This is a genomic window from Porphyrobacter sp. SLTP, from assembly GCF_009905735.1.
Classification (GTDB): Bacteria; Pseudomonadota; Alphaproteobacteria; order Sphingomonadales; family Sphingomonadaceae; genus Erythrobacter.
In genome coordinates this window covers 99,176-120,513 of record NZ_JAAALE010000010.1, presented here as the reverse complement: position 1 = coordinate 120,513, position 21,338 = coordinate 99,176, and the positions used below count along the sequence as shown (strand labels likewise).

Below are 21,338 nucleotides of genomic sequence, written 5' to 3'. Positions count from 1 at the left end.
GAAACTTGCCGCCGCCCGCTAGCGGCAAATCGCCCGCATTGCAAAGCGCCTGTCTGTTCCATCGCGGTGCAGGACAATTTCGGCCCCACCGGCCGGACCTCAGTCAATGACCTCGCCAAATCACCGCGGCGCAGGCGGGTCCAGGGTCTGCGCCGCACTGCCCCTCGCCCGCGCCCGCGCCTCCATGAACGAGGTCAGGATCGGGTGATCCAGCGCCGCATATTCGCTCGGGTTCATGGTCATGAATTCGCGGAACTCGCGGGTGAATTGCGCCTGATCGTGGTAATGCGCGTCCATCGCCTCGGTCCAGGGACGGCCGCGCTGGAGCATGTAGGTCGTCAGGCTGCGCATGAACCGCTGGCGGCGCATCAAGAGCTTGGGCGCAAAGCCGAAATAGCGCGTGCACACCCGTTCGAGCGTCCGGATACTCATCGCGCAGGCCTCGGCGAGATCGTGGACCGAAGCGTGGTCGCCGTTCACCAGCGCAGCGTGGACACGGGCGATGCGCGCCTCCTCCCGATTGGGCCGCATCGCGCGCTCCATCGCGCCCACCAGCGCTTGGAACTGCTCGTCCAGCGTGGCTTCGGGATCGCACAGGACATCGGTCATCCCGCCGAAATGGGCAAAGGCCGGGTGCGCTGTGCCGTCGCAGATGACGTTGGCGCAATCGCTCGCATCGGCATCGAAGAACCGCGCCCAGCCCAGCGGGAGAAAGCCGACGCCCCACATCCGCACCGGCCCGAGCGTGAAGCGGCACGGCAAGCTGCTCGGTCCGGTGCCGACGAAGGGTGCGCCGCTGACCTTGTGCGCGGCAATCTCGGCCTCGGGCGCGGTGCCGCAGAAAAAGCGGATATTGGCCCATTCCGGCTGGAGATAGTCGGTCACCACCGCGCCGGTTTCGGGCAGATCGAGGGTCAGGTGATAGAAGGTCGTAAAGCACCCTGCGAACTGCGCTGGCGGTTCGCGGAATACGGCTGTCAGCCGCTGGCCCACCGGCGGCCCTTGCCCGCCAGCGGCTTGCTGGTATCCTCCATTCCCCACCGGGTGAGATAACCGCAGGTGGCGCGGTTTTACAAGAAGGATGGCGGATTCATACAATTCACGGTCGCGCAGCGCGCAACAGAAAGGGGCGGCTTCCACAAGGAAGCCGCCCCAGATTTGGTGTTCGGGCCGAAGCCGCTCAGTGCTTACGCCGGAAGAGCAGCCTTCGCCTGAGCGATCACGGCCTTGAAGGCGCCGCCTTCGTTCATCGCGAGATCGGCCATCGCCTTGCGGTCGAGTTCGATGCCCGCCAGCTTGATGCCGTGCATGAACTGCGAATAGGTCAGGCCTTCCATGCGGACGGCGGCGTTGATGCGCTGGATCCACAGGGCGCGGAAGGTGCGCTTCTTAACCTTGCGGTCGCGGTAAGCGTACTGGCCAGCCTTTTCGACCGCCTGACGGGCGACGCGAATGGTGTTCTTGCGGCGACCACGATAGCCCTTGGCTTGCTCGAGGATCCGCTTGTGCTTGGCGCGGGTGGTAACACCGCGTTTGATGCGAGTCATATCAGTATATCCTTATTATCGGGACGCGTGGGGCAGAGCCCGCTCGCATCAATCCAGCCCGTAGGGCGCCCACTTCTTGATCGTCGGCGTATCATTCGCCGACAGGACCGAGGTGCCGCGGTTGGTGCGGATATACTTCGCATTGTGGCTGATCAGACGGTGACGCTTGCCAGCGACGCCGTGCTTGACCTTGCCGGTGGCGGTGATTTTGAAGCGCTTCTTCACACCGCTCTTGGTCTTCAGCTTGGGCATTTTCATCTCCTAGGTGAGACACGTCGGAACCGGCCATGGCAGCCCTTGTCGCCAGGCCGGCTGATTGATTCGTGTCAGTGAAGTGCGCGCGCTTAGGCGGGAAGGGACGCAAAGGCAAGGGGGATGGGGTGCAGGCCGCTACCGTCCGTCCGTGCAGCGGCGGCTTTCGGGAACTACCGTTTGGTGCCGGAGTGACCGGGGATCGGGTGAATTCTTGCCCTGTCCGTCATCCCAGCGAAAGCTGGGACCTAGGGCGGAAAGCGCCGCCCCATGAGGCCCTAGGCCCCAGCTTTCGCTGGGGTGACGGGGATGGCGGCCATGGAGTCGCTTCCCGAACGGCAGCTTCGGGGCGCAAAAGCCGCGAAAGCTGCCGTCGGCAAATCCCCCCGGGCTGCCTACCCGCCTTTGCGGCTGGCTTCAGCGGCTTCGATCGCGCTCTTGTCCCATGTCACGCGGGTCTGGGTTTGCGGATTGAAGCGGTTGTCTTCGTACTTCGCGGCCCCGGCAGCGGCGATTTCCGCTTCGGTCAGGTGCTCGCTCGGCTTCAGGGTAAAGACGTCGATCCCGCGGGTGATCTCGGTGCCGTAGATGTGGCCCTTGTACCAGTAGGTCGACCAGTAACCGCCCACGATCATCTGCTTGGTATCGATCGGCCCGCGGTCGAAATAGGCGATTTCCTTGGGGTTCGCGCTGTCGGTGAAGTCCATGATGCTGAGGCCGCCCTGATACCAGGCCTGCACGAACAGGTCGCGGCCCGGCACCGGAACAATCGAGCCATTGTGCGCGACGCAGTTTTCCATGTCGGTCTGAGGGGCAGGCATCTTGTAGTGCGCGCGGAACACTAGCTTGCGATCGACGATGTCGTAGATTGCGTTGGCGCCCCAGGTCTTGGGATCGGAGGCCTTGCAACGCGGCCGCCCGCCGCCGCCCCATTCGTCGGTGAAGATCACCTTGGTGCCATCATTGTTGAAGGTGGCCGAGTGCCAATAGGCAAAGGTGGTGTCGGTCACCGCATCGATCCGCTTGGGGTTGAGCGGGTCGGCAATGTCGAACAGCAGGCCGTTGCCCGAGCACGCGCCCGCCGCCATCTTCAGCGCCGGGAAGACGGTGATGTCGTGACACTGATCGGTCGGGGCGGTGCGCTGGGTGCCGTCGCCATGATCGCCGCCGGTCCACAGGCCCGCGATCGAGCCGGTTTTCTCGTCCGCGAAAACGCGCGGGCTCTTGACGATGCGCGCCTTGGAAGGATCGGCCAGCGGAATCTCGATCACGTCGATCGAGAACAGCGCGGTGCGGGTGTCGCCCGGAATCTCGCCGATGCAGCCGGCCAGCTCCTCGGTTTCGCGGATACCGGCGGTGCCGGAGTTATAGACCACGATCCGGGTTTCATCGGCGCTGACGATCGAGTGGGTGTGGCTGCCGCGGCAGGTCTGCACTCCGCCGACCTGCACCGGACGGGCGAGATCGGAGATGTCGAAGATGCGCAGGCCGCGGAAGCGTTCCTCGTTGACTTTGCCCGGCGCGCCTTCCAGCCCGCAATCGACCCGCCCGCGGGTCTGCTCGACGCTCATCACAAGGATATTGCCGACCACTGAGACATCGCCCTGCCCGCCGGGGCAGACGACGCTGCTCATCAGGTTGGGCAGGCCATCGGTGCCAAGCTTGTAGATGTTGAACCCGTGATAGGAGCCGGCCACCATCACATCATCGAAGAAGGCGATATCGGTGTTGGCGAAATCGAGCAGCGGGGAACGCTCGGCGAATTCGGTGAGGTCTTCCTCCTCGCGCGCCGGCGTGGCGGCGGCGGGGTCAGCCGCGGCGACGGCGGTTGCAGGCGTCGCTTCGGGTTTGGCTTCCTCCTTCGCTGCATCCTTGTCCTTCTTGGGCGGCACCGGTGGGCGCAGATCGGCCGGGTTGGCGGGGTTGAAGAACCCGGCGGGCTTGGGCAGGGTCGCCACCTTGGTGAGGTTCAGGATCGCCTCGCCCGCATTGTCGAACCCGGCGGCAAGACCCGAGCGCGGATCGCCCGACAGGCCAGCCAGCAGCTTGTCCATCCGCTTGATCTCGGTGGTCTGCTCGCTGTCGATATCGCCGACGAACTGGTAGAGCACGGGGTCAGCGGCCGTGCCGTCTTCGTCGAGCAGCTTTTCGACCATGTCCACCGCGCCCTCATGATGCGCGATCATCAGCGTCAGGAACTGGCGGTCGAATTCCACGCCCTTGGCCGCAGCCAGCGCCTTCATCTGATCGGGCGAGGCCATGCCCTTCATCATGTGGTGCATATGTTCGCCGTGACCCTTCATCATCGGGTCTTCGACCGGCTCGCCCCGTTCGCTCAGCCAGGCTTTCATGAAAGAAATTTCGTCCGCCTGGCTCGACTCGATCCGGCCCGCGATCGCGAGCAGGTCAGCGGTGTTGGTGCGATCCTTGACCAGCACCGCCATCTCGACCGCTTGCTGATGGTGGACGATCATGTGCTGCATGAAGGCGACGTCGGACGCGGTATAGCTCGCCTGCGCCAGCTTGGTCGCCTGATCCGCGGTCAGCGTCTTGCTCGCCTGCCCCGGCGCACCCGGCTGGACGATCTGCACGGTCTGGGCATAGGCGACGCCCGAGGTGGACAGCAGCAAAGCGGCAAAGGCAGCGCGCGCGGCGCTGCGGTGAGCGGTATCGGTCATGATTGTCCCCTTGGAGAAGTGCTTGACCCGCAGACTGCCGCCTTGGCGGGCGCAGTCAAGCCCATGTGATGGTCGGCAAGATGCCTTTCGACGAACCTCCTACCGCGGTCGAGCAGGTGCATGACGCTTCGGTGTGCGGCTCTGTCGCGTGCGCCGCACCTTTCGTCGCATGCGCCCAGATGAGCGCTTGCCGCGGCGAATCGGGCGTGGATAAGTGCATCGTTAAGCCCCAAGAAACCCTGTTGGAGTAGCTTGTCCTCATGACACGCCCCCGCTTTTTCGCTGCTTTCATCGGCCTCGCCACCTCGCTTGCGGTGATGGCGAGTCCTGCTGCGGCAGGCCCGGAGGATCTTGAGGACACCTTCGCGGCAACCTTCGGCACCGAAGCGCGCCAGCCTCCCAGCTTTGAGGCGCTCTACGCCGGCAACTGGCAGCAGCGAATCGCCGAACTTGCCGATCCGGCTCAGGGCCGAATCGGGGTCGCCGCGGTGGACCTGGCCACGGGCGAAGAAGTGATGGTGCTGGGCGACCAGCTGTTCCCGATGGCCTCGACCAGCAAGGTCGCGATTGCCGCCACCTTCCTCGAAATGGTCGAACAGGGGCGTTATACCCTGACCTCCGAATTTCCGCTGATGATGCCGGTCGCCTCGGCCAAGTATTCCTCGACCAAGGCGCCGGTGCGCGCGGGGCAATACATGCCCGCGATCGACCTGATCGAGATCATGATCACCCGCTCGTCCAACCCGGCGACTGACGCGCTGCTGGCAGCGGTCGGCGGCCCGGCAGTGGTCAATGACTGGATCCGGCGGCAGGGGATCACCAACTTCTCGATCAACCGCGACATTGCCACGCTGGTGCGTGATGACGGCGAGTACAACCCGGCCGTCCACATCGACACCCGCGATGCCGCGACGCCGCGCGCGATGGTGCGGCTGCTCTCCGGGCTTTATCGCGGCGATTTCCTGTCCGACCAGAGCCGGCAGGTGTTGCTCGCCGCCATGAGCCGCACCGTCACCGGCAAGCGCCGCATCCCCGCGCATATCCCGCTCGAAGCGCGGGTGAGCCACAAGACAGGTTCGCTCAACAACACCTCCAGCGATATCGGCATCATCGAATGCCCCGATGGCCGCACGATTGCCGTGGCGATCTATGTTACCGGACAGGGCAGCAAGGAGGCCCGCGAAGAACGCATCGCCGCAATTGCGCGCGCGCTTTACGATGGCTTCGCTGTCCGGGCGCAGGCCAACCCGACCCGGAATTGGGCGAACGCGCCTTACGCCACCGGCGGCTGAGCCTTCGTTCTTACGACAGGCAGCAAAAAGGGGCGGCGCCGGGTGGCACCGCCCCTTTTTTCGTAGCCCGTGCCGCCTGAGCAGCGTTGAGCTTCGGGCCGATTACTCGGCGGCGTCTTCAGCTTCGGCAGCGATGTTCGCGGCAGCTTCACCGATTTCGTCGGTGGTCTTCACAGCTTCATCGGCGGCTTCATCGGCAGCGGCGTTGATGTCTTCAGCCGTCGCGTCAGCAGCGGTGGTCACGTCGGTGGCAACTTCATCGCCAGCGGCTTCGGCGTCAGCGGCCATCGCGTCGACGGCTTCATCGGTTTCGGTTTCGGTGGATTCGCTGCAAGCGGCCAGACCGAGGGCCGAAGTAGCGATGGCGGCAGCGAGGATGATCTTGCGCATGGTGTGAATTCCTTATCTCTGCGATTGCAACGCGATGCTGGGCAATGCGCGCCGAAACCGGTTTCTCTCTCGTCCGGTTCACGAAAGAAGATAGGGCGGGAAACCCGGCTCGACAAGGTGGAATAAGGCAACCCGCCCCAATTCTGCCGCATTTTTGCCACAATTGAGATGCGAATGGGGCTGTTGCAGACCCCTACCCGCGAAGCACGGCGGGTGCTAGCAGGCGGCATGGCCGAAAAGCAGCACCTCTACCTCGTCGATGGCTCGTCCTATATCTTCCGCGCCTATCACCGGCTCCCGCCGCTGACGAACCCGGAAGGCACGCCGGTTGGCGCGGTCTATGGCTACACCACCATGCTGTGGAAGCTGGCCGCCGATCTCGACGCGGCGGAGGGGCCGACGCATCTGGCCGTGATCCTGGATGCCGGATCCATCAGCTTCCGCAACGATCTCTACGAACATTACAAGGCCCACCGGCCCGAGCCGCCAGAAGACCTCGTCCCGCAGTTCCCGCTGATCCGCGACGCCACCCGCGCCTTCAGCCTGCCCTGCATCGAAGTGCCGGGGCTGGAGGCGGACGATCTGATCGCCACCTATGCCCGCCGCGCACAGGAACGCGGCTGGGATGTCACCATCGTCAGCTCAGACAAGGATCTGATGCAGCTGATCGGCGACGTGAACGGTGCCCGCATCGACATGCTCGACACGATGAAGAACCAGCGCATCTGGCTGGAAGAGGTCGAGGAGAAGTTCGGCGTCGGTCCCGAACTGGTCGGCGACGTGCTGGCCCTGATGGGCGATGCGGTCGACAATGTGCCCGGCATTTACGGGATCGGCCCCAAGACCGCGTCGAAGCTGATCGCCGAGCATGGCTCGCTGACCGCCGCGCTCGATTCGGCGCCGGCGATGAAGCCCTCCAAGCTCAAGGAGCGCCTGATCGAGGGTCGGGCCGATGCGGAACTCAGCAAGGTGCTCGTCACGCTGAAAGAGGATTGCGACCTGCCGCAGCCACTTGAGGAAATGGTGCTGGGGCCGGTGCCGCCCGAACCGCTGGCGGCGTTCCTCCAGAAGCACGGCTTTACCTCGCTGCTGCGGCGGCTGGATGCGGGATCGGGCAGCCCCTCGCGCCCGACCGATCTCAACCCGCCCAAGCCGACAACCGTCGCGGCGAACGGCAGCGGCGAGGGAAGCCGCCAGCCGCTTCCCGACATGGCCCCGATTGATCACAGCGCCTATGAGACGGTGCAGACACTCGATCGGCTCGAAGCTTGGGTCGCCCGCGCCACTGCCGCACGGCTGGTGGCGGTCGATACCGAGACCACCTCGCTCGATCCGATGCGCGCGGAACTGGTCGGCGTCAGCCTCGCGCTCGGCCCGAATGATGCCTGCTACATCCCGCTCGCGCATGGCGGTACCGACATGTTCGCGCAAAAGCCCGAGCAGGTGCCGGTGTCGCAGGCCCTCGCCGCGCTGAAGCCGCTGCTGGAGGACGATGCTGTCCTCAAGGTGTTTCAGAACGGCAAGTACGATCTCAACATCCTCGCCCGGGTCGGCATCGCCGTGGCGCCCATCGACGACACGATGGTGATCAGCTTCGCGCTCGATGCCGGGCGCGGCGAGGAAGGCATGGGCGGCGGTCACGGGATGGACGAATTGTCCCAGCGCCACCTCGGCCACACCCCGATCCCGTTCAAGGACGTGTGCGGCACCGGCAAGAAGGCGATCCAGTTCGGCGAAGTCCCGCTGGACCGCGCCACCGCCTATGCTGCCGAGGATGCCGATGTCACCCTGCGGCTTTACCGCCACCTGAAGCCGCGCCTTGCTGTCGAGGGCGGCAGCCGGGTGTACGAGCGGGTCGACCGCCCGCTGATCCCGGTGGTCGCCGCGATGGAGCGCGAAGGCATCCGGGTCGACCGCGCCCGGCTCGCCAAGCTGTCGGAGGAATTCGCGATCGAAATCGGCCGGCTGGAGGGTGAGATTCACGCACTAGCAGGGCAGGAATTCACCGTCGGCAGCCCCAAGCAGCTGGGCGATATCCTGTTCGACAAGCTCGGCTACAAGGGCGGCAAGAAGGGCAAGAGCGGGCAGTATTCCACCGATGTGTCGGTGCTGGAGAAACTTGCGGTCGAAGGCGCGCCGATTGCCCGCAAGGTGCTGGAATGGCGCCAGCTGGCGAAGCTCAAATCAACCTACACCGATGCCTTGCAGGAGGCGATCAATCCGGCAACGGGGCGGGTGCACACCAGTTACAGTCTGGTCGGCGCACAGACCGGGCGCCTGTCCTCGACCGATCCGAACTTGCAGAACATCCCGATCCGCACCGCCATCGGCCGCCAGATCCGCGAGGCCTTTGTCCCGGAACCGGGCAATGTGCTGCTGGCGGCGGACTACTCCCAGATCGAACTGCGGCTCGCCGCGCATATGGCGGATGTTGCCAGCCTGAAGGAAGCCTTTGCCGAAGGCGAGGACATCCACGCCCGCACCGCGCGCGAAATGTTCGGCGAAGTCACCCGCGACACCCGGGCGCGGGCCAAGACCATCAACTTCGCGATTCTCTATGGCATCAGCCGCTGGGGCCTGGCGGGTCGTCTGGAAGTGCCGCCGGAAGAAGCGCAGGCGATGATCGACACCTATTTCCAGCGCTTCCCCGGCATCCAGCGCTACATCCACGAAACGCTCGAAAGCGTGCGGGCCAAGGGCTATTCCGAGACGCTGTTCGGCCGCAAGACATGGTTCCCGCGGATCAACTCCAAGAACCAGGCCGAACGGCAGGGGTCAGAGCGCGCCGCAATCAACGCCCCGATCCAGGGCACCAGCGCCGACATCATCAAGCGCGCGATGGCGCGGATGCTTCCGGCACTGGTTGACGCCGGGTTGCATGACGTACGCATGCTGTTGCAGGTTCATGACGAACTGGTGTTCGAATTGCCCGAGGCCCGGGTGGAGGCTGCAACCCCGATTATCCGGCAAGTGATGGCCGAGGCGGCTTTGCCTGCGGTCGAGCTGTCGGTGCCGCTGGGTGTGGATATTGGCACCGGGATGAGCTGGGACGCGGCGCACTAGCCATATCGTCACCTCAGCGGTCGCTGGGATGACGATACGGCCAATGTTTCACGTGGAACATTTGTAAAACACTTAATCGTGCTTCTTGTCCCGGGTCGGCGTCAGCGTCTCCGGTGGGAAGAAGCCGATCGGCTGCACGGCAGCAGCGCGCTTCTTCAGCTCGCCGCGCATTTTCTTGTATTCGTCCTCCATCTCGACCGTGACCGTTGCGCGCGAATCCAGCAGCGCGGCCTCAAAGTCCTGCGCTGCGACCTCGGTGACATCGCCGCCCAGACGCCGCAGTGCGGAAAGACCCGCGCGGCGCACCAGATCTTCGAGGTCCGCGCCGGTAAAGCGCTCGGTCTTGCCCGATAGCAGCGCCAGATCGACATCCTCGGCCAGCGGCATCTTGGCGGTGTGAATGCCGAGAATATGCTCGCGCCCGGCCTTGTCCGGGGTGCCGACGTAGACCAGCTCGTCGAACCGACCTGGCCGCAGCAGCGCCGGATCGACCAGCGTCGGGCGGTTGGTCGCGCCGATCACGACGACCGATTGCAGCTCCTCCAGCCCGTCCATTTCGGCAAGGATGGTGTTGACCACGCGGCCCGTCACCTGCGGTTCGCCCTGGCCTGACCCGCGGGCCGGAACCAGCGAATCGATCTCGTCGATGAACACCACGCAGGGCGCCACCGCACGGGCGCGGGCGAAGAGCTTCGCGATCTGCTGCTCGCTCTCGCCATACCACTTGGAGAGCAGATCGCTCGACTTCATCGAGATGAAGTTCGCCTCGGCCTCCTTGGCGACAGCCTTGGCGAGCAAGGTCTTGCCTGTCCCCGGAGGACCATAGAGCAGGAAGCCCTTGGCCGGACGGATGCCCAGACGGCGGAACGCCTCGGGGTTCTTCAGCGGCAGCTCGATCCCTTCGCGCAGCTTGTCGGTCGCCTCGCTCGCGCCGCCGATGTCGTCCCAGCCGACATTGGGCACCTGCACCATCACTTCGCGCATCGCTGAAGGCTGGACGCGCTTCAAGGCGCTGAGGAAATCGTCGCGCGACACGCACAGGTCTTCGAGCACTTCGGGCGGAATCGTGCGCTCATCAAGGTCAAGCCGCGGCATGATCCGGCGCACGGCTTCAATCGCGGCCTCACGCGCCAGCGCGGCAATATCCGCGCCGACAAAGCCGTGGGTGACGCGGGCGAGTTCATCGAGATCAACCGCGCCCTCGAGCGGCATCCCGCGGGTGTGAATGCCAAAAATCTGCCGCCGTCCGCGCTGGTCAGGGACGCCGATCACGATTTCACGGTCAAACCGGCCGGGACGCCGCAGCGCCTCGTCGATCGCGTCAGGGCGATTGGTGGCGGCGATCACGACCAGATTGGCGCGCTTCTCCAGCCCGTCCATCAGGGTGAGCAACTGCGCCACCAGCCGCTTCTCCGCCTCGCCAGGCACCTGCGTGCGTTTGGGCGCGATGGAATCGATCTCGTCGATGAAGATGATCGCAGGCGCAGCGCGGCTGGCTTCCTCGAACACTTCGCGCAGGCGCTTTTCCGATTCGCCATAGCCCGAACCCATGATTTCCGGGCCGTTGATGGTGAAGAACTCGGCGTCGCTTTCATTCGCGACAGCCTGCGCCAGGCGGGTCTTGCCCGTGCCCGGCGGGCCGTGGAGCAGCACGCCCTTGGGCGGTTCGACCCCGAGGCGGATGAACAATTCGGGATAGCGCAGTGGCAGCTCGACCATCTCGCGCAGTGCCCGTATGGTCTCCTCCATCCCGCCGACATCGTCATAATTCACCACCGCGCGGCCGTGGCTCGGATCCTCGAACTCGGCGCGCAGTTCGACTTCGGTGTTCTCGTCAATATGGACGATGCCCTTGGGGCTGGTCGAGGCGACGGTGAGGCGGATCTGGGTCAGGGCATAGGCGGGCGCGCGCAACAACTGGCGCACGTCGGCCGGCATGTTCTGCACCGGCTGCTGCCCGGTGGTGGCGACCAGATCGCCTGCCATCAGCGGACGGCGGAAGAAGTTGCGCTTCAAGGCCTGCGTCGGCCCGTGCAGCCGCATTTCGCGCTGGGCCGGGGCGAAGACCACGCGCGTGGCAGGGCGCGATTCGCCGCGCACGATCTCGACATGCTCACCCGACCCGCCTTGCGCATTGCCGCGCTGCAAACCGTCGAGCCGCACCACATCCAGCGCGTCATCCTCCGGATAGGCCGCCATCGCGATTGCCGCGGTGGTGCGCTTGCCGCGGATTTCGACCACATCGCCCTCGGTTATCCCGAGCTTCTGAAAGGCCGAACGCGGCATCCGCGCGATCCCGGCTCCCGATTCTTCCTGGCGCGCTGGGGCAACCTGTAACCGCACGCTGCGGATGGGTGTGGCGATTTCGGCGTCGGCCATGGGGCGTTCCTGTGCAGTCGAAGAGATTCATTTGCGAGACCGATAGCTAGGAACGGCAGCAATCGAATGCAATCGGAGGGTTGGCCGACAGAGGCGGACACGAGCCCGGCGACCTCCAACCGGCGCGCGGCGACGCTTCGGGACCGGGCAAGAAAAAAGCCCGGCACTGGGTGCCGGGCTTGAAAAGTTTGGGAGAGGATGCCTGAAAGGCAGGATCTAAATGGCGCAACCGGCTTCATTGTGCAAGTGCGAAACAAGCCTATTTTGTTGCAAAGAACGCAACTAGACCCCAAAAATGTGCAGGTTTGTGCGCAATCTTGCAAATTTCTGCCCAAATCGGCGGCATCCGCTTAATATTTGGGCAGATTTCTTGAATGTGACGGTATTGCGACGCAACATGAACCGCGATTCGACTTTACCCATCGGTGGGCGTGACAGCGGGACGGTAACGCTCTAGTCACGGCCTCGATCCCGAGAGGAGGGATTGACCTTGCCCACGACCACAAAAGGCAGACAGGCCCGATGACCAAGCTCTATCCCGACGCCGCCAGCGCGCTCGCCGGCGTGCTGCGCGATGACATGCTGATTGCCGCAGGAGGCTTCGGCTTGTGCGGACTGCCAGAACGGCTGCTGGATGCGATCCGCGATTCGGGCGTGAAGGGACTGACCTTCGCCAGCAACAACGCCGGGATCGACAATGAAGGCATCGGGAAGCTGCTGCGCACGCGGCAGGTCAAGAAGATGATCAGCTCCTATGTCGGGGAGAACAAGGAGTTCGAACGGCAATATCTCGCAGGCGAGCTTGAGGTCGAGTTCTGCCCGCAAGGCACGCTCGCCGAACGGATGCGGGCGGGCGGCGCGGGCATCCCCGGCTTCTACACCCGCACCGGGGTCGGCACCGAGGTCGCACAGGGCAAGGAGCACAAGGACTTTCCCGATCGTGACGGGGTGATGCAGACCTATATCCTTGAACATGGCATCTTTGCCGACCTCGCCATCGTCAAGGCGTGGAAGGCGGACGAGACCGGCAACCTCATCTTCCGCAAGACCGCCCGCAACTTCAACCTGCCCGCGGCGACCTGCGGCAAGATCTGCGTTGCCGAGGTCGAGGAAGTGGTCCCGGCAGGCGCGCTCGACCCCGATCAGATCCATCTGGCGGGCGTCTTCGTCAACCGGATCGTCTGCGGCGCGCCCTATGACAAGAAGATCGAATTCCGGACTGTCCGGGAAAGGGAGACAGCATGATGGGCTGGAACCGCGACCAGATGGCCGCCCGCGCCGCGCGCGAGCTGAAGAACGGCTATTACGTCAATCTCGGCATCGGCATTCCAACCTTGGTGGCCAACCACATTCCCGAAGGGATGATGGTGACACTGCAAAGCGAAAATGGAATGCTCGGCATCGGGCCCTTCCCCTATGATGACGAGGTCGACGCGGACCTCATCAACGCGGGGAAGCAGACCATCAGCGAGCTGCCGCATTCGGCCTATTTCGACAGCGCCACCAGCTTCGCGATGATCCGCGGCGGGCATATCGACCTCACCGTGCTCGGCGCGATGGAGGTGGCCGAGAATGGCGACATCGCCAACTGGATGATCCCCGGCAAGATGATCAAGGGCATGGGCGGCGCGATGGATCTGGTCGCGGGGGTCAAGAAGATCATCGTGGTGATGGACCACACCGCCAAGGACGGGACGCCCAAGTTCATCCCCGCCTGCACTCTGCCGCTGACCGGCGCGGGCGTGGTGGACATGGTGATCACCAACCTCGCGGTGTTCCAGCGCCCCGACCACAATTCGCCGTTCCGCCTGATCGAGATGGCGCCAGGCGTGACCGAGGCGGATATCGCCGCGACCACAACCGCGCATTACGTGGTCTGATGCGGCGTGGCATTGCGCTCGGGCTGTTTGCGCTGGTCCTCGTGATCGGGAGCTTCCTCGCCTTCACCTCGCCCCCGCGGCTGCTTTCGCTCTATGACAGGGCGCGCGGCGGGACCGCGGGCGCGCAGCAGGTGGCCGAGGGCGCCGCTTTCGGCAGCCACGGGCAAACCCTCGATATCTGGGTGCCCGAAAGGGCGGGCGGCGCGGCGCGGCCGGTGGTGATCTTCTGGTACGGCGGCGGCTGGGCCAAGGGCGACCGCACCTCCTACGCCTTTGCCGGGCGGGCCCTGGCGCGGGCAGGGTTTGTGGTGGTGATCCCGGACTATCGCAAGGTTCCGCAGGTCCACTTCCCCGCCTTCCTTGATGACGGCGCCGAAGCGGTGGCGTGGGTCGAGGACAACATTGCGCAGTTCGGCGGCGATCCCGAGCGCCTCGCCTTCATGGGCCACTCCGCCGGGGCTTACGAGGCGATCATGCTCGCGCTGGACAGCAAGCGCCTGGTGGCGGTCGGGGCTGATCCGGCCAATGTGAAGGCAGCGGTCGGCCTGTCCGGGCCCTATGACTTCTACCCCTTCGACAGCCCGCGCTCGATCGCGGCGTTCAGTGAATGGCCGCAGCCCGAGGCGACGCAGCCGATCACTTTCGCTCGCGCCGATGCGCCGCCCCTGCTGCTGGTGACGTCCGACGGTGACGAGACGGTGCGTCCCCGAAACGCCAACAATCTCGGGGCAACGCTGCGCGAGCTTGGCGCGCCGGTGGAGGTCAAGAACTACGGGCCGCTTGATCACGAGGAGATCGTGATGGCGCTTTCCGTCCCGTTCCGCAGCAAGGGCCCGGTGCTGGCTGACTCTGTCGCTTTCCTCAAGGCGCGGATGGGCGAATGACGATGTGGCTGGCTGAGCCTCGTAACCCCAACGCGCCACTCGCCGGCCTCAAGGTGGTGGAGCTGGCTCGCGTGCTGGCTGGGCCGTTCTGCGGGCAGATCCTCGCCGATCTCGGCGCGGATGTGATCAAGGTCGAAAGCCCGGAAGGTGACGGCACAAGGCTGTGGGGCCCTCCGTGGGTCGAACGCACCGATGCGCAGGGCAAAGTCCACCGCGAGGCCGCCTATTACCACGCCTGCAATCGCGGCAAGCGCTCGATCATCGCGGATTTCGGCGACGCGGATGACCTCGCCCGCGTGCGCGGCCTGTGTGCCGATGCCGACGTGGTGATCGAGAACTTCAAGACCGGCAGCCTCGCCAAGTTCGGGCTCGATTACCCCAGCCTTGCTGCCACCAATCCGGGTCTCGTCTATTGCTCGATCACCGGCTTCGGACAGACGGGGCCGAGGGCGCATGAGGCGGGGTATGACTTCGTCGCGCAGGGCATGAGCGGGCTGATGTCGCTCACCGGCGAGCCGGAGGGGCATCCGGTCAAGATGGGCATTTCGATCAGCGACTTGGCGACGGGCGTCTGGGCCGCGAACGGCGTGCAGGCGGCGCTCTTGATGCGGGCGCGCACCGGCAAGGGCCAGCAGGTCGATATGAGCCTGATCGAGTGCTCAGTCGGACTGCTTGCCAATCAGGCGACCTATTTGTTCACCACCGGCCACAACCCGCCCCGGATGGGCAATGCCCACGCACAAGTGGCGCCTTACGGGGTGTTTGCCGTGCGTGATGGGCATGTGATCCTCGCCCCTGCCAATGACGGACTGTTCCACAAGCTGATGGCAGTGCTGGGGCTGGAGCATCTCTCCACCGACCCGCGCTTCGCCGCCAATGGCGACCGCACCGCGAATGCCAAGGCGCTCGACGCGGAGATTGCTGCGGCGACGGCGGGCTGGACCAAGCAGGGCTTGCTCGATGCCTGCCATGCAGCGGGCGTGCCCGCAGGGCCGATCAACCGGCTGGACGAGGTCTTCGCCGATCCCCAAATCATCGCGCGCGGGATGCGGGTGGAGCTGGGCGGGATGGCGGGGGTGCGCAGCCCCTTCGTGTTCTCGGACGCGGAACTCGCGCTCGACCGACCCTCCCCGATCCACGGGGAACACGGCTGACCACGCCGCGACGGTGTCGGAGACACATGAGACACTGTCCAGAAGCACAAAATCTGCCACCCGGCGCAGGAGTGGGAAAGCTGCGCTATTCGTCCCCCCTAAACACATCACGCTTGCCTCCATCTTAATTTTCTGTATTTTCAGAAATCAAGAAAGGAGCTGCGAGTCGTGGCTGATCTGATGGATATCCCTGAAGCGCGCGCCTTCATCCTCCATTGGGGGGAGATGGGTAGTGCCTGGGGCGTCAACCGTTCGGTCGCGCAAATCCACGCGCTGCTCTATCTCAGCGATCAGCCACTCCATGCAGAAGACATCACCGAGGTGCTCGGGCTCGCCCGCTCCAACGTCTCGACCGGGCTGAAGGAACTGCAATCCTACGGCATCGTCCGCCGCGTCCACATCGAGGGCGACCGGCGCGACCATTTTGTTGCCGAGACCGACCTGTGGGAGGTGCTGATGCGCTTGGCCGAGGAGCGCAAGAAGCGCGAGCTTGACCCCACTATCCGCCTGCTCGGCGAACTGTCCGACAGCATCAAGGCGCGCGGCGAAGTGCCGCCCCATGTGCGCGAGCGGATCGGGCGGATGCACGAATTCATTGGCACACTGACCGGCTGGTATGCCGACGTGCGCCATTTGCCCAAGCCGACGCTGGTACGGCTGATGAAGCTCGGCCGCGGCATCGCCCGCTTCCTGCCGGGCATGGGCGGCGGCGACAAATCCTGACCTGAACCCCTGACGAAGGAGAACCGCCTCTTGGAGCACAACCACGCAAAGTAATTTCGGAAATTCCAGAAATAACAGGAGAAGAAGATGTACGTTATTTACGCCTATGTCGCTTACCTGATCGTCAGCATCGGCCTCACCATCTGGGTCGCGCAGACCCTGTCGAAGAACGGCCTCGTCTTCCTCGTCGAATGCTTCGGGCATGACCGGACGCTGGCGGAATCGACCAATCACCTGCTGGTGGTGGGCTTCTACCTCGTCAATCTCGGCTGGATCCTGCTGACCCTGCGCTTCGGCGCCTCGCCCGAAGATGCGGCGGACGTGATCCGCTTCCTCTCGACCAAGATCGGCATCGTGGTGGTGGCGCTCGGCTTCATGCACTTCTTCAACATGAATGCCATCGCCAAGTTCGGCCGCAAGGTCGGCACCTGGTTCCGCGAGGAACAGTGGGCGGCGCAGGCGCGGCCCGCGAGCCCCGAGGCCTGATCAACCCGCAGGGGGCGACCTTCGCGCCGCCCCCTCCGATTGCGAGGAGGCTGCCATGACACACGCTTTGATCGCCTTTGCCCGCGCTGTCGGCTGGGGGACGCTGGCCGGCGCCGCGCCCTATATGGCGTTGCTGTTAGGCCCCATGCTCTTTAGCCTCTGGGACGGCCAGGACCCGCTTTCGGCCTCCATGCTGGTGCTGTTCCCACTCGTCCTGTCCGGGGCTTTCGTGCTGGGATCGGCGCTGCTGTTCGGCTTGCCGCTGACCTTTTTCCTCAGCGAAAGCGCGCACGAGCACGGCGGCACCTATGCCATGACGGGCGCGGTGCTCGGCCTGCTGGTGCCGGTCGCGGTGCTCGTGTGGATGGGCGGAGGCGTCGGTAGCGAAGTGCTGTTCCTCAGCCTTCCTGGCTGCTTCGCGGGCCTCGTCACCGGCACCAGCTGGGGCCGCTGGCGCGAGGCGCAGCGGGCCCTTTAGGACAAGGCACGCGCGCCTGCCCGCCACAACCGCTCGAACGGACCCTGTCCCACCTTCGCAACCCACCACGGCGACCATGCCAGCATTGCTGCCACCGGCACCAACCCGAGCGCGAGGGATTGCCAGCGGGTCACCTCGCCAAACAACCCCAGCCCCCAGCTGGCAAAGATCGCGGCGAGGATCACGCTGGTCATCAGGTAATTGGTCAGCGACAAACGGCCCACCATTGCCAGCCTGCGGGTCAAGCCGCTGTCCTGGTTGAGAAACGCCATTGCCAGCGCGGCATAGCTCACTCCGAGCAGCGTGTCGAACGGCGCCGAAAGCACCAGCGCCACCGGCCCCACAAGCGGCGCGGGGAAGCCCGTCTCCTCCAGCCACACCGCCAGCAGCAACAGCCCCGGCAGCGCCACCAGCGCGCTCATCCCGGCGATGCGTTGCAGCCGGAACATCCGCCATTCGCCTTTGAGCATCCCGCCCCGCCACAATCCCATGCCAAGCGCGATGGCTGAGAGGTTGAGCGGCAGTGACGCCGCGACCGTCGCCAGCTGGGCCGGAATGCCAAGGCTGCGGCGCGCCACCCTCTCCGCCAGCCCCTCGCGGCCCTGTTCGAGCAGCATCGCAATCGTCGGCGCATCGCGGCCGAACTGCCGCTCGGCCCACAGCAGGGCATCATGCCCGCCCTGCCCCACGTGATAGGCCACCAAGGGCGCACCCAGCGCGACGAGGCCCAGGGCAACGTGAACCAGCAGCAGGCCTAGGGCGACGTTGATCAGCGCCCGCGCCGAGAGCCCCGTCAGCAGCGGCAGCGCCATTCCGGCCAGCGCATAGGCGCGCAAAACGTCATTGCTGGCGAGCAGGGTCGCGTGCGCGAGGCCAATCACCAGCAGCACCGCCATGCGCGCATAATGCGCCCGCCATGGGGCCGTCCCGCTTCGCTCGATCAGGATCAGGCACCCGGCTCCGAACAGCATCGCGAACAGCGTGCGGAACTTGTCTTCGATGAAGACGAAGCTCCCGAGCCACACCCAGTAATCGAGCGGGCTCGTCGCACCGTAGGACAGCGGATTGTAATAGGCTGGCCCCGGCAGCGCGAAGGCGTGGACATTCATGCCCACGATCCCGATCACGGCAAGTCCCCGCAGCGCATCGAGCGCGAGGATGCGGTTCGGGGAAGGAGCGGGTGCCGTCACTGACAGCACCCTTACTCCAAAATCAGGCGAGTGCAGCCTTCAGATCTGCCACCAGATCAAGCCGCTCCCACGGGAAGAAGTCGCCCTCAGCCGCGCGGCCAAAATGGCCATAGGCGGCGGTTGGCTGGTAGATCGGCTTGTTGAGGCCGAGATGCGTGCGGATCGAACGCGGGGTCAGACCGCCCAGCTTGGCAATGCCGAGGATCGCCTGTTCGATTGTGTCGTCGCCCACGGTGCCGGTGTCATGCGTATCGACATAGAGCGACAGCGGCTTCGACACGCCGATCGCATAGGCGATCTGGATCGTGCAGCGGGTGGCGAGGCCAGCGGCGACCACGTTCTTGGCGAGGTAGCGGGTGATGTAGGCGGCCGAACGGTCAACCTTGGTCGGGTCCTTGCCGCTGAACGCGCCGCCGCCATGCGGGGCCGCGCCGCCGTAAGTGTCGACGATGATCTTGCGGCCGGTCAGCCCGGCGTCACCATCCGGCCCGCCGATTTCGAACGTGCCGGTCGGGTTGATGAAGTACTCGGTCTCACGCAGGAGAACCGGCGGGATTACATCGGCGATCACCTTCTTCACATAGGCTTCAAGCTCGGCCTGCTTGGCCGGATTGTTCTCGTCATAGCCCAGCTTGTGCTGGGTCGAGACGACGATCGCGGTCGCGGCGACCGGCAGCGAGCCTTCGTAACGCAGCGTCACCTGGCTCTTGGCATCGGGCTCAAGGAAAGGCGCCGCGCCCGAGTGACGGTCGGCCGCCATACGTTCGAGGATCTTGTGGCTGTAATAGAGCGTCGCGGGCATCAGGCCCGGGGTCTCATCGGTGGCGTAACCGAACATGATCCCCTGATCGCCCGCGCCTTCATCCTTGTTCTCACCCGCGTCCACGCCCTGCGCGATATGCGCCGACTGGCCGTGCAGGCGGTTGATGAATTCGAACTTCTCCCAGTGGAAGCCGTCCTGCTCGTAACCGATGCGCTTGACGGTCTCGCGCACGGTGGCTTCGATTTCTTCCTGAGCGCCGGGCGCCCATTCGTTGTTCTCGAATACGCCCTTGCAGCGGATTTCACCGGCGAGGACAACCAACTGGGTGGTGGTCAGCGTTTCGCAGGCGATGCGCGCTTCGGGGTCTTTCGACAGGAACAGATCGACGATCGCGTCGGAAATCTGGTCGGCGACCTTGTCGGGGTGGCCTTCGGAAACGCTTTCCGAGGTGAACAAGTAATTGGTGCGCATGAATACTCCGGGGGCTGGAGAGTGCGGATCGGGGCGGGTGCGAAGGCCGCCTTATAGAGATATAAGGAAACCTTTATGTCTCACTTTCTTGCCGACCGCCCTAGCCGCGCACGCGGGTGAGCGCAAGCACTCTCGGCAGTCCCAAACCGAGTGCGATGAACAGCGCCGCCCACGCCAGCGTCAGCGCATGGCCGAACTGCGCGAAGAGGGTGGCCGGTTTGGCTGCGGGGATAAAGCCCTCCAGCGTGTCCGCCTTGCCCGTGGCGATATGCCCGCGAACCACGCCGTCCGCGTCGATCACCGCACTGATGCCGGTGGTGGTCGAGCGCAGCACGGGCAGGCCTTCCTCAGCCGCACGCATCCGCGCCTGGGCGAGGTGCTGCGGGGGCCCCCACCAGCCGAACCAGCCGTCATTGGAAGGGTTGAAGATGTAGTCCGGGCGATTCGCCTTGTCCGCCACCGCGCCCGAGAACACGATCTCGTAACAGATCATCACCCCGGCCTTGCCATGCACTCCCAGATCAAGCGTGCGCGGGCCGGGGCCGGGCAGGTAGTCGATGCTGCCCGCCACCAGTCGCGACAGGCCGAGCGGTTCGAGGATGGGCCGCAGCGGCAGATATTCGCCGTAAGGGACCAGATGCGCCTTGTCATAACCGCCGACGATCTGCCCTTCGCCATCGAGCGCCATCACCGAATTGCGTGCGCTGACAGCGCCGGGGACATTGCCGGGACGCGGCGCGATATTGAGGTTCACCACCCCGGTCAGCAGTGTCGATTGCGGGCCAATCACCGTGCCAATGCGCCGCCGCGCCAGCTTGGGATCGCCGCCGGCGGTCATCTGGAGATAGTAGCGGGTCGGGTAGCCGTCCTCGAGATAGTCCGGCAGCGCGCTTTCCGGCCACAGCACGATCCGCGATTGGTCGCGTCCCGGCGTGGTGAGGCGGGCGATCCGGACGAATTGCTCGTCGAACTTCGATCCGTCGTTGATCTCTGACTGGGGGATGTAGGGCTGGACGAGGGTGTAGCGCAAATCGCTGTCAGCTGCGGGCGTGGCCGGGACAAGCATGACCGCGATCAGCGGCACCAGCGGAACGATCAAGTCGGTCGCGCGCCTGCGGATGATCGCGGCGAGCACACCGCAGCCGAGCAGCACGGTCAGGCCCGACAGGGCATAGGTGCCCATGAACGGCAGCACCCTCGCAACGCCCGGCGTGTCCCACCCACCCAGCAGCATCAGTCCGACCGGCGGCCACGGGTAGCCGGTGAACACCCAGCCGCGCAGCCATTCGGTGACGATCCACGCCCCTGCCAGCACCAGCCCGAAGGCCCAGAGCGGACGCTTCTTCGCCAGCACATGCGCGGCGAGCGCGGCGAGCGCGGGATACCAGGCGAGGTAGATGCACAGCAGCGGCACTGCCAGCCAGCCGAGAAACTCGGGCATCTTGGCCTGATGGGTGAAGGCGGTGGCGATCCAGTTGTTGGCGAGCGTCAGATGCGCCCAGCCAAAACACCACCCGATCCACAGCGCTGCGCGCTTGGTCGGCGCGGCATGAACCAGCCACACGAATCCTGCCAGCGCGGCGAGGCCCAGCGGCCACAGGTGCAGCGGCGGGTAGGCGCAGGCCCCGATCAGCCCGAGCGCGATGGCGGCAAGCGCCGGACGGCGCTGCATCAGCGCCGCAACCGCAGCCAGCCGCTCAATCATCGC

General features: G+C 65.1%; 18 protein-coding genes. 9 read left to right on the top strand and 9 right to left on the bottom strand.

Annotation, left to right across the window (positions count from 1 at the left end):
• Positions 1 to 120: 120 nt before the first annotated feature.
• From GVM20_RS10400 to GVM20_RS10385, 4 genes are all read right to left on the bottom strand, one after another.
• Complete coding sequence (locus tag GVM20_RS10400; RefSeq protein ID WP_166547120.1) at positions 121 to 1,041, bottom strand: helix-turn-helix domain-containing protein; 921 nt, start codon at positions 1,039 to 1,041, stop codon at positions 121 to 123.
• A gap of 146 nt (positions 1,042 to 1,187) precedes the next feature.
• Complete coding sequence (rplT, locus tag GVM20_RS10395; protein ID WP_160759675.1) at positions 1,188 to 1,547, bottom strand: 50S ribosomal protein L20; 360 nt, start codon at positions 1,545 to 1,547, stop codon at positions 1,188 to 1,190.
• A 48-nt stretch (positions 1,548 to 1,595) separates the two neighbouring features.
• Positions 1,596 to 1,799 (bottom strand): 50S ribosomal protein L35, encoded by a 204-nt coding sequence (gene rpmI / locus GVM20_RS10390; protein WP_026092007.1) that lies wholly within the window; start codon positions 1,797 to 1,799, stop codon positions 1,596 to 1,598.
• A 395-nt stretch (positions 1,800 to 2,194) separates the two neighbouring features.
• A complete protein-coding gene (locus GVM20_RS10385) occupies positions 2,195 to 4,477 on the bottom strand; it encodes a DUF305 domain-containing protein (protein ID WP_166547119.1) in 2,283 nt (760 codons plus the stop codon).
• A gap of 260 nt (positions 4,478 to 4,737) precedes the next feature.
• On the opposite strand from GVM20_RS10385, the gene GVM20_RS10380 reads away from it, so the two are divergent.
• Positions 4,738 to 5,769, top strand: coding sequence for a serine hydrolase (locus GVM20_RS10380; RefSeq protein WP_166547118.1), 1,032 nt, complete (start codon positions 4,738 to 4,740; stop codon positions 5,767 to 5,769).
• Between the two features lie 102 nt (positions 5,770 to 5,871).
• Here the strand turns inward: GVM20_RS10380 and GVM20_RS10375 are convergent, their stop codons facing one another.
• Entirely contained in the window at positions 5,872 to 6,159 is a 288-nt protein-coding gene (locus GVM20_RS10375) for a hypothetical protein (RefSeq protein WP_160759679.1), read from the bottom strand.
• A 228-nt stretch (positions 6,160 to 6,387) separates the two neighbouring features.
• On the opposite strand from GVM20_RS10375, the gene polA reads away from it, so the two are divergent.
• Positions 6,388 to 9,222 (top strand): DNA polymerase I, encoded by a 2,835-nt coding sequence (gene polA / locus GVM20_RS10370; protein WP_166547150.1) that lies wholly within the window; start codon positions 6,388 to 6,390, stop codon positions 9,220 to 9,222.
• Positions 9,223 to 9,294: 72 nt separating this feature from the next.
• Here polA and GVM20_RS10365 read toward each other — a convergent pair whose 3' ends face one another.
• Positions 9,295 to 11,601 carry a CDC48 family AAA ATPase gene (locus tag GVM20_RS10365; protein WP_166547117.1) on the bottom strand — a complete coding sequence of 769 codons (2,307 nt, stop codon included), beginning with the start codon at positions 11,599 to 11,601 and terminating at the stop codon, positions 9,295 to 9,297.
• Between the two features lie 522 nt (positions 11,602 to 12,123).
• Here GVM20_RS10365 and GVM20_RS10360 point away from each other — a divergent pair.
• The 7 genes from GVM20_RS10360 (at position 12,124) to GVM20_RS10330 (ending at position 17,206) form a co-directional block, all read left to right on the top strand.
• A complete protein-coding gene (locus GVM20_RS10360) occupies positions 12,124 to 12,846 on the top strand; it encodes a CoA transferase subunit A (protein ID WP_166547116.1) in 723 nt (240 codons plus the stop codon).
• Entirely contained in the window at positions 12,846 to 13,481 is a 636-nt protein-coding gene (locus tag GVM20_RS10355; RefSeq protein WP_166547149.1) for a 3-oxoacid CoA-transferase subunit B, read from the top strand. Before GVM20_RS10360 ends, GVM20_RS10355 begins: the two co-directional genes overlap by 1 nt.
• Positions 13,481 to 14,365, top strand: a complete 885-nt coding sequence (locus GVM20_RS10350; RefSeq protein WP_166547115.1) for an alpha/beta hydrolase — start codon at positions 13,481 to 13,483, stop codon at positions 14,363 to 14,365. Before GVM20_RS10355 ends, GVM20_RS10350 begins: the two co-directional genes overlap by 1 nt.
• 2 nt (positions 14,366 to 14,367) lie before the next feature.
• Complete coding sequence (locus tag GVM20_RS10345) at positions 14,368 to 15,519, top strand: CaiB/BaiF CoA transferase family protein (RefSeq protein WP_166547148.1); 1,152 nt, start codon at positions 14,368 to 14,370, stop codon at positions 15,517 to 15,519.
• Between the two features lie 168 nt (positions 15,520 to 15,687).
• Positions 15,688 to 16,242 (top strand): GbsR/MarR family transcriptional regulator, encoded by a 555-nt coding sequence (locus tag GVM20_RS10340; protein WP_353653140.1) that lies wholly within the window; start codon positions 15,688 to 15,690, stop codon positions 16,240 to 16,242.
• Between the two features lie 87 nt (positions 16,243 to 16,329).
• Entirely contained in the window at positions 16,330 to 16,728 is a 399-nt protein-coding gene (locus tag GVM20_RS10335; protein ID WP_166547114.1) for a hypothetical protein, read from the top strand.
• A gap of 55 nt (positions 16,729 to 16,783) precedes the next feature.
• On the top strand, positions 16,784 to 17,206 hold the full coding sequence (locus GVM20_RS10330; protein ID WP_166547113.1) for a hypothetical protein: 423 nt from the start codon (positions 16,784 to 16,786) through the stop codon (positions 17,204 to 17,206).
• Here GVM20_RS10330 and GVM20_RS10325 read toward each other — a convergent pair.
• The 3 genes from GVM20_RS10325 to lnt form a co-directional block, all read right to left on the bottom strand.
• Positions 17,203 to 18,396 carry a DUF418 domain-containing protein gene (locus tag GVM20_RS10325; RefSeq protein WP_353653139.1) on the bottom strand — a complete coding sequence of 398 codons (1,194 nt, stop codon included), beginning with the start codon at positions 18,394 to 18,396 and terminating at the stop codon, positions 17,203 to 17,205. The two genes, GVM20_RS10330 and GVM20_RS10325, sit on opposite strands and share 4 nt — an antisense overlap.
• A 22-nt stretch (positions 18,397 to 18,418) precedes the next feature.
• A complete protein-coding gene (gene metK, locus GVM20_RS10320; RefSeq protein WP_166547112.1) occupies positions 18,419 to 19,630 on the bottom strand; it encodes a methionine adenosyltransferase in 1,212 nt (403 codons plus the stop codon).
• Positions 19,631 to 19,730: 100 nt separating this feature from the next.
• Positions 19,731 to 21,335, bottom strand: coding sequence for an apolipoprotein N-acyltransferase (gene lnt / locus GVM20_RS10315; RefSeq protein ID WP_166547111.1), 1,605 nt, complete (start codon positions 21,333 to 21,335; stop codon positions 19,731 to 19,733).
• Positions 21,336 to 21,338: the final 3 nt, after the last annotated feature.